The sequence below is a fragment of the Vibrio sp. QJM3NY_21 genome (assembly GCF_057785975.1).
In genome coordinates this window covers 3,261,088-3,272,537 of the sequence record NZ_CM173513.1, presented here as the reverse complement: position 1 = coordinate 3,272,537, position 11,450 = coordinate 3,261,088, and the positions used below count along the sequence as shown (strand labels likewise).

Annotated in this window: 9 protein-coding genes; 1 reads left to right on the top strand and 8 read right to left on the bottom strand. The window is 44.7% G+C overall.

Translation table 11 applies throughout. The features are described from left to right. Window positions 1-77: 77 nt before the first annotated feature. The 6 genes from AC3CID_RS14655 to aspA form a co-directional block, all read right to left on the bottom strand. Window positions 78-1,088 carry an ornithine carbamoyltransferase gene (locus AC3CID_RS14655; RefSeq protein ID WP_004729719.1) on the bottom strand — a complete coding sequence of 337 codons (1,011 nt, stop codon included), beginning with the start codon at window positions 1,086-1,088 and terminating at the stop codon, window positions 78-80. Between the two features lie 212 nt (window positions 1,089-1,300). Further along, the gene (arcC, locus tag AC3CID_RS14650; protein ID WP_146456945.1) at window positions 1,301-2,212 is read right to left on the bottom strand and encodes a carbamate kinase; all 912 of its coding nucleotides are present in this window, start codon (window positions 2,210-2,212) and stop codon (window positions 1,301-1,303) included. A 73-nt stretch (window positions 2,213-2,285) separates the two neighbouring features. Continuing rightward, entirely contained in the window at window positions 2,286-3,509 is a 1,224-nt protein-coding gene (gene arcA / locus AC3CID_RS14645) for an arginine deiminase (RefSeq protein ID WP_054548236.1), read from the bottom strand. Window positions 3,510-4,323: 814 nt separating this feature from the next. Then, the gene (locus AC3CID_RS14640; protein WP_114634081.1) at window positions 4,324-5,772 is read right to left on the bottom strand and encodes a YfcC family protein; all 1,449 of its coding nucleotides are present in this window, start codon (window positions 5,770-5,772) and stop codon (window positions 4,324-4,326) included. A 542-nt stretch (window positions 5,773-6,314) separates the two neighbouring features. Then, complete coding sequence (locus AC3CID_RS14635) at window positions 6,315-7,622, bottom strand: anaerobic C4-dicarboxylate transporter (RefSeq protein WP_004729714.1); 1,308 nt, start codon at window positions 7,620-7,622, stop codon at window positions 6,315-6,317. 181 nt (window positions 7,623-7,803) lie between these two features. Then, on the bottom strand, window positions 7,804-9,255 hold the full coding sequence (gene aspA / locus AC3CID_RS14630; protein WP_004729713.1) for an aspartate ammonia-lyase: 1,452 nt from the start codon (window positions 9,253-9,255) through the stop codon (window positions 7,804-7,806). A gap of 284 nt (window positions 9,256-9,539) precedes the next feature. Between aspA and AC3CID_RS14625 the strand changes: the two genes are divergently transcribed. Then, window positions 9,540-10,064 carry an FxsA family protein gene (locus AC3CID_RS14625; RefSeq protein WP_004729712.1) on the top strand — a complete coding sequence of 175 codons (525 nt, stop codon included), beginning with the start codon at window positions 9,540-9,542 and terminating at the stop codon, window positions 10,062-10,064. Window positions 10,065-10,245: 181 nt separating this feature from the next. Here the strand turns inward: AC3CID_RS14625 and AC3CID_RS14620 are convergent, their stop codons facing one another. Beyond that, window positions 10,246-10,725: a tRNA (cytidine(34)-2'-O)-methyltransferase gene (locus AC3CID_RS14620; protein WP_004729711.1), complete on the bottom strand. Its 480-nt coding sequence runs from the start codon at window positions 10,723-10,725 to the stop codon at window positions 10,246-10,248. A 77-nt stretch (window positions 10,726-10,802) separates the two neighbouring features. Next, the gene (locus AC3CID_RS14615; protein WP_488526703.1) at window positions 10,803-11,420 is read right to left on the bottom strand and encodes a superoxide dismutase; all 618 of its coding nucleotides are present in this window, start codon (window positions 11,418-11,420) and stop codon (window positions 10,803-10,805) included. Window positions 11,421-11,450 lie beyond the last annotated feature (30 nt).

Below are 11,450 nucleotides of genomic sequence, written 5' to 3'. Positions count from 1 at the left end.
TGTCATTGCACTTAACTTATTAACGTCTTGCGAACAAGTGAGTGCTTAACTGCTTAACTGCTTAATTTCTTAACTTCTTAGCTGCCTAATGTCGCAACCATGACTGCTTTGATTGTGTGCATGCGGTTTTCTGCTTCATCGAACACGATAGAGTATTCAGACTCGACCACTTCATCTGTCACTTCTACGCCATCTTTAAGTTGCGGATATTCAGCAGCAAGCTGTTTGCCTACTGTGGTATCTTCGCCGTGGAAAGCCGGTAGGCAGTGCATGAATTTCACATGTGGGTTGCCTGTTGCCTTGATCATGTCCATGTTGACTTGGTAAGGCATCATTAGGTTAATGCGCTCAGCCCATGCTTCTTTTGCTTCGCCCATTGATACCCAAACGTCGGTGTATAGGAAGTCACAACCTTGCACGCCTTCTTGAACATCTTCTGTTAGCGTAATTTTGCCGCCAGTGTGTTCTGCGATTTCACGACATTGAGCCAATAGTTCTTCTTGTGGCCAGAATTGTTTTGGAGCAACAAGGCGAATGTCCATGCCCATTTTCGCAGCGCCAACCATCAGAGAGTTACCCATGTTGTTGCGAGCATCACCTAGGTAAGCAAAGCTGATTTCATGCAGTTGTTTACCACGACCGTATTCTGTCATGGTTAGGAAGTCAGCCAAGATTTGTGTTGGGTGGAATTCGTCAGTTAGGCCATTCCATACTGGTACACCAGCGTAAGCGCCTAGCTCTTCAACGATTTCTTGACCGAAGCCGCGGTATTCAATGCCATCGTACATACGGCCAAGAACGCGAGCGGTATCTTTCATTGATTCTTTGTGGCCAATTTGAGAGCCAGATGGGCCTAAGTAAGACACTCGAGCACCTTGGTCGAACGCGGCAACTTCAAATGCACAACGAGTACGAGTAGACGTTTTCTCAAAGATAAGCGCAATGTTTTTGCCAGTCAGTGTTGGCTGTTCGTAACCGTTGTACTTCGCTTTTTTTAGCTCCATAGAAAGATCTAACAAGTGTTGAATTTCGCGTGGAGTGAAATCTAGTAGTTTTAGGAAGTTACGATTGCGTAGGTTAAAAGCCATGATGTATTCCTTCTTAGATTTAGGCGCTTTCTTGTTACAGGGAAAGAAAATTCAAGAAAGCGCGATTCAATTTTTTAGTTAAATTTGTTCGGTTCTGTTTGTTTCGTTTAATTCTGTTTTCGCAAGCTTTAAAAGCTCTCAAGGTTTCAGCTTCTTAAGCTTTAAGGTTCTCAAGCTTTAAGTTTTTCAAGATGATAAAGCTCGCTAGTGCGTTAATCTTTGGTGATATTGGTGCCCGCTTGGCCTTGCAGTATTTGCAAGCCATCTTCGAGTGCGCCGATACCAACCACTTTGCCGCCTTGTTGAATGAATTCGCATGATGCTTCAATTTTTGGCCCCATTGAGCCTTCATCAAATTCAAACTTCGCCAATTCACCTGGTGTGGTACTGCGTAGTGCGTGTTGAGTTGGTTTGCCCCAATCAAGGTATACAGCGTCAGCGTCAGTCAAAATAAGCAGGGCATCTGCATCCAATTGTTTAGCTAAGAAAGCGGCCGACATGTCTTTATCGATAACAGCTTCAACCCCGACTAATTTGCCATTCTCTTTTTTCACTGGGATACCACCGCCACCAGTACAAATGACTAGGTGACCCGCCTCAATAAGCTGTGTGATCGCTTCGTGTTCAACAATGCCTGTCGGTCTTGGGCTTGGTACTACACGACGGAAATGTTTGCCATCTGGTTTCACTATCCAGTGGTATTTTTCCGCCAATTCACGTGCTTCTGCTTCTTCGTAGATCGGGCCAATTGGCTTCGTTGGATCAGCAAATGCAGGGTCGTTCGGATCGACGGTCATTTGCGTCAACATGCACGAGATGTTGCGGTCAGGCAGGTAGTTCTTGAACTCTTGCATCAGCATGTAGCCGATCATGCCTTGAGTTTCACTGCCCAATACATCCAGCGGATACGGGTTTACTTTTTTGTATTCCAAACCTTGCAGAGCAAGTAGGCCAACTTGTGGGCCATTACCGTGTACTAGAACCACGTTGTACACTTTCGCGATTTCAGAGATGGTTTTAACCGCTGTTTCAATATTACGGCGTTGAACGTCGGCTTCTAACGGCTCACCGCGACGAAGTAGGGCGTTACCGCCGAGTGCAACAACAACAGTTTGCTTAGTCATAATTGTGTTCTCTCATTTTGGCCAAGCTGAGATTATTTAAGATCGTTCAACTTGGCCGTTTTCGTCTTAGTGATTAGATACCATCACGCTCAATTGGGCAGCTCATGCAGCGTGCGCCACCGCGACCGCGGCCAAGTTCGTCTCCTGGAATCGGAAGAACCGTGATGCCTGCTTTGTCGTATTTTTCGTTGGTGTATGTGTTGCCTTCGTAGCCAATAACGACGCCAGGTTTAACCGTTAGAACGTTGTTTGCATCGTTCCACTGTTCACGTTCTGCATGGAAGTTGTCGCCACCAGTTGTGATTAGGTTTAGCTTGTCTACGCCAAGTGCTTTTTCGATAGCCGTTACGAAGTAGCCTTCTTCTTTCACTTTCACTGCGCCTGACTCATCGCCAGTTAGGTTCCAACACTGCACATCTTTACTCACCACTTCAGGGTAAACAGAGAACGTATCTTCGTTCATGTGCGTCATTACGGTGTCTAAGTGCATGCAAGAGCGGTGTTTTGGTAGCTGCATTGCGATAACTTGTTTCGCTTGACCGTGTTTGAATAGGCTAGATGCTAAGTGTTCAACACCTTGTGCTGTTGTACGTTCAGACATACCGATAAGCACCGCGCCACGACCGAGCACAAGAACGTCACCACCTTCAATCGTAGAGTTGTCGTAATTGATTTTTTCTTCATCGCCGAAGTATTTAATGAAGTCTTGGCCTGCGAATGTTGGGTGCCAGCGGTAAATAGCGCGAACGTGGTTGGTTTCACGTTGACGAGCAGGTTTCGCCATTGGGTTGATAGAGACACCGCCGTATACCCAGCAAGACGTGTCGCGAGTAAATAGGTGGTTTGGTAGAGGCTCGATAATGAAGTCGGTTGGTGCGTGCATGCCTTGCATCATTGAAGATGATTTCATTGGCATCTCAGCGTAAGACAAACCGCCCGTTAGAATTTTTGCTAGCTCTAGGTTTGGTAAGTCGCCCAAGTAGCAGCGCACATCATTGGCGAATGTTTTACCCAAACGGTAATCAGATACTTGGCAGCTTAGTAGCCAATCTTTCGCTTCTGACACCGCTAGTGTGTCGGCTAGCAAGTCAGTAAGAAGAAGAACCTCAACACCTTGATCACGTAGCGTTTGAGTAAATGCGTCATGCTCTTTACCTGCACGCTCAACAGCCAGTACGTCATCAAACAGCAAATCGTGACAGTTAGAGGGTGTTAGGTGAGTCAGTGCGCGTCTTGGACGGTGAACTAGAACGCGGCGTAATTGACCTATTTCAGAACCTACATAGAACTTACTCATGATCGTCTCTCTCTTATATATTTGAATTACTTTTATCGCTAAGAGTAATTATTTATTTTCAGTTGAGAAGAATGAATTGTTTTATTCATATCTCTTGTCTGGAATTAATATTACGCCTGCTAGTCAGGTATTCTTAGAGATCTATCACAAATCGTTTTTTATCCCGCAGCCCTTTAAAATCAAGGGTTTTAACAAACTTTATGCACTTTCAACTATTGCTGGCCTTTTCTAAATAGTTAACTACTTGGGAATATTATGCATGCTTTTTTCATTCGCCTAGCTAGAATCCAATTTGTGAGGGATTATATGCAAAATGGTTTTATTGATAAGAATGAGCTTAGATTGGAAGTATGCAATGTTAGTATTTATATATTTAATTTTGTACGTAGAATTAATTATTATTTAACAATTTAAATGCGAATAAAGCTATTGTGGTCACACTTTATAATTGGGCTTTTTAAGCCGGTTTTCTATAAAAATCACTACTGTTTCCTCTTTGGTTATTACGGAGTGAATTACTTTAAATATAATTAACGTTAATAAATGACTAAATATTTGTATAAATATAAGAGCGAAGAATAGTTGGCGTTTTATTAGCCTTAATGTTGATATTTAAACGTTGGCTTACTCTTTGTCGCAAGTGGTTTTTGCTTGTTTAAGCTTTGCTACTGAGATAGGTCATAGAGAGGTGTTAAATGAAGCGTGTGCAGCTCGGCAGGTTGTTTTGGTGATTGGGTTGGAGTTGGATTAGATAGCAATAAAAAAAGCCGCTATGGAAGCGGCTTTGGATGAGAACGGAGTGAAGTGCTTTAAGTTAGATCAGCGCACCAATACTTAGTACAACGATGCAGAACACCATTAAGATACCGACTAATGGCATTACCCATTTAACCCAGCGAACATAAGGGACGCGGGCAATCGCCAAGCCACCCATCACAACCGCAGAGGTCGGGGTGATTAGGTTCACCAAGCCAGATGCCGATTGGTAAGCGGTGATAACGAGGTCACGACCTACGCCAGCAAAGTCGGCCAGTGGTGCCATGATTGGCATGGTGAGTACGGCTAAACCAGACGTTGATGGCACTAAGAAGGACAACAAAATCTCTAAGAAGAACATCACGTTAATAAAGATAACTGAAGAAAGCCCCGTTACCATTTGTTCTGCAGAGAACAGAATCGTATCGGTGATCATACCTCGGTCCATCACGACCACGATACCACGCGCGATACCGATGATAAGCGCTACACCAAGTAGGTCGCGGGCACCATCAATGAAGCTAGTCGTAAACTCTTCCTCGCTCATGCGAGATACAATACCAACGATGATTGTCGCCGCTAAGAACATCGCGGAGATCTCGGCCATCCACCATCCAGCAACGGATACGCCGTAAATCATCACAGCGAAAGAGCCACCGAAAATGGTCAGAATCAGTTTACGAGTCGCGGTGAATTCAAGTTTTTCGCCGCTGGCATTACCTAAGAAGTGCGCTTTGTTCTCTTCGTATTTGTCGTAGACAATCGATGTTGTTGGGTCGGCTTGAACCATTCTTGCGTAACGCATAACGTAAGCGACACAAATACCCCAACCAATAATCAGCATACCAACACGCAGCACGATACCGTCGGTAAATGGAATGCCGGAGGCGTTGGCAGCAATAACGGTCGCGAATGGGTTAATCGTTGACCCTAGCACCCCAATCCCTGCGCCAAGCAGTACGGTCGCAGCGGCAACAAGAGGGTCAAAGCGAGCGGCCATCATTACAGGTACTAGCAGCGTATAGAATGGCAGTGATTCTTCCGCCATGCCGTAGACGGTACCGCCAGCAGCAAACAATGCCATCAGTATCGGTATCATCAACTCTTCTCGCCCTTCTAGGCGGGCGGTGACGCGTTCGATACCGGCATCGATGGCGCCAGTTTTGGTTACTAGCCCTAAGAAGCCACCAATGATTAAGATGAACAGCGAAACATCGATTGCTGCAGCTTCATAGCTATTGTGGTCGTAGAAACCGTCAATAGGCGCGAGTAGTACGTCAATCACACCTTGAGGGTTACCTTCTACTGCTTGATAGGTGCCGGTTACCGGTACTTCTCGACCTAACTCTTCATTCATTGCTCGGTCGTATTGGCCTGCTGGAACAACCCAGGTAAGCAGGGCTACGAATGCAATTAGAATAAATAGAATGGTGTAGGCAGAAGGGAATTTAAAGTTGGCAAAGAAGCCGCCCTTTTTTTTCTCGCTTGGTATCGTCTGAGTCGTCATGGCTATCTCCTTACATCATCCTAAATAGAATTGACGTGAATTAGCGACTAATGTTTATAGATTGTAAATACAGTGACATTTATAAAGCATTCAACGATATAAAATTATTGCCCTTATAGAGCGTTCATCTATATGACGTTGCCGACTTTAAATATAAGTATCTTTATATTTATATATCCAAATGAATTAAGATTTAATTTAACTGCGGTTATTTTATTCCTTACGTCGCCATTTAATTTTGGTATTGTTCACAAAAATAGTGACCAATGAATAGGCTGAAAAACGTTAGAAAAAGAGCAAGGTTTTTTGGTTAGTTAGCTTGGATTAATATTCGATGTTAATTAGAGAGAAACAAGGGGTGGTTGCGTTGGCAGGCATTGTTAATGAATGGCGTGAATATTCTTGGAATTTTATTCAAACGTTATTTTTGTTCGGGTTTTTAAGTTTATAATGTTTATTTGATACGTATCAAATAAACACATTGTTCAGAAAAGAAAAAAGGAAGCCGAAGCTTCCTTTTAGGTTTGGTTTTTCAGCGAGTGTTAGATAAATAGACCGCCGAATGCGAAGCCGAGTGCTACCGCTGTACTGATTGTTGCCACACCAGGAATGAAGAATGGGTGGTTAAATACGTACTTACCAATACGAGTTGAACCTGTGTCATCCATCTCAACCGCTGCCAGTAGCGTAGGGTAAGTTGGAAGTACGAACAGTGCACTTACCGCAGCAAAAGAAGCTACGGCTGTTAGTGGTGCTACGCCAATCGCTAGAGCTGCAGGCATCAGTGCAACCGTTGTTGCGCCTTGAGAGTAAAGCAGCATAGAAGCGAAGAACAGAACAAGAGCCAGCATCCAAGGGTAGTCAGCCAGTAGAGCACCAGCAACGTCTTTGATTTCAGCAACGTGTGCATTCACAAACGTTGAACCTAACCAAGCCACACCCAGTACACATACACACGCTGTCATACCAGAGCGGAATGTTGGCGCTGAAGAAATCTTTGCTGCATCAATCTTAGTGAACATCACGATTGCCGCTGCTGCTGCCAGCATCACAGACATGATCGCTTCGTTACGGCCCAGTGCTGGGTTTTCAATTAGGCCAACAGAGCTAGAGATAGCGGCTGCGTAGCAAACAACAAAACCAATCGCCGCAAGGAAGATGTAAGTCGCTTTTTTCGCTGTTGGTAGAATTTCGCGTTTCTCTTCTGTTGCTAGCTTGATTAGACCTTTCTCTAGACGTTCTTGGTAAATAGGATCGTCTTTCAGTTCGCTGCCCATGTAGTTCGCGACAACCGCACCAACCATACAAGCGATGAAGGTTGTTGGAATACAAACCATCAATAGCGTTAGGTAATCGACACCAAAGGGTGCAAGCATCGCTGCGAAAGCCACAACTGCTGCCGAAATAGGCGAAGCTGTGATCGCAATTTGAGAGGCTACAACTGCGATAGACAGTGGACGAGAAGGACGAACACCTTGGCCTTTTGCTACTTCTGCAATAACAGGCAGCGTAGAGAATGCTGTGTGACCAGTACCCGCCATTAGTGTCATTACAAAGGTCACAATCGGCGCGTAAAAGGTGATGCGTTCAGGGTGTTTACGCAAGAAGTTTTCTGCAATTTGTACCAACCAGTCCATACCGCCAGCAACCTGCATTGCTGCAATTGCGGTGATAACCGACATGATGATCAAAATTACATCGACCGGGATAAAAGATTGGCTTGTTGGAACACCAAGAATTAATGAAAGGGCAATAACACCAGCACCACCGGCAAAACCAATACCGATACCGCCAATTCTGGCCCCCAAAAAGATAAAGAGCAGGACGACAAATAGTTCTACTGCAATCATAAGTAACACCTCATTTTAGATTTTATTATGTGAACATTCGCCACTGGAATGTTCACATAATAGTTCTATGGTTTAGGTCTAATTAAGCAAAAACGCAACCAACGGAAATCCACAAGGTCAGCAGGGTTAACCGTATTGGAGCCTAAAAAAGGGCTCCGTTTGGAGCCCTTTCTCGCTACCGTTATTCGTAGCGTTTAGCTTTATACTGAGGATGCATCAGATTTTCAACAGAGAAAATGTCATCAAGTTCTTCTTCGCTCAATAAACCGCGCTCTAGAACCACATCACGAACACTCTTACCTGTTTCAGCACAAATCTTACCTACAATGTCACCCTCGTGGTGGCCAATGTATGGGTTTAGATAAGTAACGATACCGATAGAGTTAAATACGTGAGATTCACATACTTCTTTGTTTACAGTAATGCCGTCTACACATTTGTCGCGTAGGTTCACACATGCGTTTGTCAGGATGTCTAAAGACTCAAACATGCTCTGTGCGATAACGGGTTCCATTACGTTCAGTTGAAGTTGACCGCCTTCTGCTGCGAAAGAAACCGTGTTGTCGTTACCTAGAACTTTAAAGCAAACTTGGTTTACTACTTCAGGTACAACTGGGTTTACTTTAGCAGGCATGATTGAAGAACCTGCTTGCAGTTCCGGTAGGTTTAGCTCGTTGAAGCCAGTACGTGGACCTGAAGAAAGAAGACGTAAGTCGTTACAGATCTTAGACAGTTTAACCGCTAGACGTTTAAGTGCGCCGTGCGTCATTACGTATGCGCCACAGTCAGACGTTGCTTCGATTAAATCTTCAGCCGCTACACACTCTAAGCCAGTTACTTCTGCTAGGTGCTTAACTGCTAGGCCTTGGTAACCCGGTGCTGCGTTCAGACCAGTACCGATAGCTGTTGCGCCTAGGTTAACTTCAAGCAGAAGCTTTGAAGTGTATTCTAGGTTTTTGATTTCTTCATTGATGGTTACAGCCCAAGCGTGGAACTCTTGGCCAACCGTCATTGGAACAGCATCTTGAAGCTGAGTACGACCCATCTTCAGGATTGTGTTGAATTCTTGGCTCTTAAGCTCGAATGCACCTTTTAGGTACTCGATAGCGTCAATCAGTTTACGAACGCTGTTGTACACAGAGATACGGAAACCAGTTGGGTAAGCACAGTTAGTTGATTGGCTGCGGTTAACATGGTCATTCGGGTTGATGAACTCATATTGGCCTTTTTCTTTGCCCATAAGTTCAAGTGCCACGTTTGCCACAACTTCGTTAGCATTCATGTTTACAGAAGTACCAGCGCCACCTTGGAATACATCCGATGGGAACTGATCCATGCACTTGCCAGTGTCTAGAATGAGGTCACAAGCTTCGATGATGTATTTAGCCACTTCGCTTGGAATTACACCTAACTCTTTGTTTGCTAAAGCCGCTGCTTTCTTTGTCATCACCATACCGCGAACGAATTCAGGTACATCTGAGATCGTTACATTTGAGATGTTGAAGTTTTCAACTGCGCGTAGAGTGTGGATGCCGTAGTAAGCATCAGCCGGAACATGACGTTGACCTAATAGATCTTCTTCGAGACGAGTAGCTTGAGGAGCTTCAACTTGAGCTTCTGATTGAGTAGCCATAACAGGATCCTTAGAGAATTATTCTGATTATATAGTTAGTTATTAGCCTATTCTGTGTGCAAATACTCCGTTCGCTAGAATATTGGGCTGATAAATCCGTCCTGACTTATGTGGCACATGATACTGTACTTAGCGCATAAAAATATTAAGTTGATCACCTTTTTCGTTTTTGTTTCGTCAATATTTAGCAAACTTATTCCGGGTCAATAAACACGCTTATTTACAGGATAAATTTGAGATTGGTAGGGCTTTCAGCGTAAACTGGACGTAACAAAGGAGGGCGTGTGTTTCCTATCTTATTATTACTCTTTATCTTCGTACCTATCATTGAGATTGGGTTATTTATTCAAGTTGGTGGCTTCTTAGGATTGTGGCCAACTATCGCGTTGGTTTTGATCACTGCATTTGTGGGTGCATCGCTGGTTCGTAGCCAAGGCATTCAGACACTTATGTCTGTTCAAGGTCGGTTGCAACAAGGCGAAATGCCAGCACAACAGATTCTTGAAGGCGTGATGCTTGCGGTTGCAGGCGTATTGCTGCTGACTCCGGGCTTTATGACGGACGCACTCGGTATGTTGGTATTGTTACCAGCACCAAGAGCGATGATTGCCAAGAAAATGATGGAAAAAATGGTGGTGACCAATATGTCTGGTGGTTTTCATGCGGGTGGACAAGCTGGTTTTGGCCAGAGCCCATTTGGACAAGACCCATTCAATTCAGGTCCATCTGACCAATCAAAAGACGGCAACACCTTTGAGGGTGAGTTTGAGAAGAAAGACGACGACAACGATCGTAACCGCTTAAATTAATGGTTTGTCTCTTTATATAGAGAGACAAACAGGAAAGGCTCTTACCTTTATCCTTCGCAAGAAAGAGATAATGGTAAGAGCCTTTTTTATTGCATGTTACCTGCTATTTACGATTGCTAGCAGGAACAGATAACAGGCCGTGTGAACAGTTATTTACTGAGATTAATTTACTGAGATTGGGTTATACCGCGCCTTCAAAACCCATTTGTCGCCAAGCTTCGAACGCAATAATGGCCACTGCGTTAGACAGGTTCAAGCTACGTGCTTCTGGCATCATTGGAATACGAATGCGTTGCTCCATTGGCATGCTTTCGATGAACTCAGCAGGCAGACCGCGAGACTCTGGGCCAAACATCAGTACATCACCTTGTTGGAATTTCGCATCAACGTGGTGGCCAGTGGTCTTGGTCGTACAAGCAAAGATACGGTAGTCACCCTCACGTTCATTCTCTAGATACTCAAGGAAGGCTTCTAGATTCTTGTGACGCTTTACTCGTGCGAGGTCGTGATAATCTAAACCCGCACGACGAACTTTCTTCTCTTCGAAATCAAAACCAAGCGGCTCGATAAGGTGCAGGTTTGCGCCGCAGTTAGCTGATAGGCGGATGATGTTACCCGTATTGGGCGCGATTTCTGGTTCATATAGAGCGATATCAAACATGTTGGTTCACAAGAATAATCAAAGATAGCCAGAGTATACGGTGGCAAGCTGAGTGAGTACAGTTCGCCACCCTCAGCTTAGGCCTGGTTCGCTAGTGCCTGCGCGTAGTTTTCAGATACCGCATTCCAATTCACTACGTTCCACCATGCATTGATGTAATCAGGACGACGGTTTTGGTAGCTGATGTAGTAGGCGTGTTCCCAAACATCGAGTGCAAGGATGGGCTCGCCATTACTGGCAACCGTATCCATCCACGGATTGTCTTGGTTCGAAGTCGAGATGATCTTCAGTTGTCCTTCTTCAACCACTAGCCAAGCGAAGCCTGAACCAAAGGTATTGATTGCCGCTTGAGCGAACTGATCTTGGAATGTCTCGAAATCTCCGAAAGTACTTTTGATAGCCTCGCCAAGCTCGCCCGTGGGTTCACCACCACCGTCTTGCGACATGCAGTTCCAATACAAGATGTGGTTGTAGTAACCGCCACCATTGTTACGAACCGCTGGGCTGTACTGAGAAATGTTAGCGAAGATCTCGGTCAGAGACTGTTGCTCTAGCTCGCTGCCAGAAATAGCCGCAACAAACTTATCGTAGTAGGTTCTATGGTGCTTGCTGTAATGCATTTCCATCGTCTTAGCATCAATGTAAGGTTCTAGGGCGTCGTAAGCGTAGGGTAAAGTAGGGAAAGTGTGTGACATGGTAAATCCTCCTTAATTAGAGGATTTACC

What these genes read in the sequence shown, in the direction of transcription:
- AC3CID_RS14655 (WP_004729719.1), bottom strand. Translation starts at nt 1,088, where the DNA reads ATGGCTTTTAACCTACGCAATCGTAACTTCCTAAAACTACTAGATTTC.
- arcC (WP_146456945.1), bottom strand. Translation starts at nt 2,212, where the DNA reads ATGACTAAGCAAACTGTTGTTGTTGCACTCGGCGGTAACGCCCTACTT.
- arcA (WP_054548236.1), bottom strand. Translation starts at nt 3,509, where the DNA reads ATGAGTAAGTTCTATGTAGGTTCTGAAATAGGTCAATTACGCCGCGTT.
- AC3CID_RS14640 (WP_114634081.1), bottom strand. Translation starts at nt 5,772, where the DNA reads ATGACGACTCAGACGATACCAAGCGAGAAAAAAAAGGGCGGCTTCTTT.
- AC3CID_RS14635 (WP_004729714.1), bottom strand. Translation starts at nt 7,622, where the DNA reads ATGATTGCAGTAGAACTATTTGTCGTCCTGCTCTTTATCTTTTTGGGG.
- aspA (WP_004729713.1), bottom strand. Translation starts at nt 9,255, where the DNA reads ATGGCTACTCAATCAGAAGCTCAAGTTGAAGCTCCTCAAGCTACTCGT.
- AC3CID_RS14620 (WP_004729711.1), bottom strand. Translation starts at nt 10,725, where the DNA reads ATGTTTGATATCGCTCTATATGAACCAGAAATCGCGCCCAATACGGGT.
- AC3CID_RS14615 (WP_488526703.1), bottom strand. Translation starts at nt 11,420, where the DNA reads ATGTCACACACTTTCCCTACTTTACCCTACGCTTACGACGCCCTAGAA.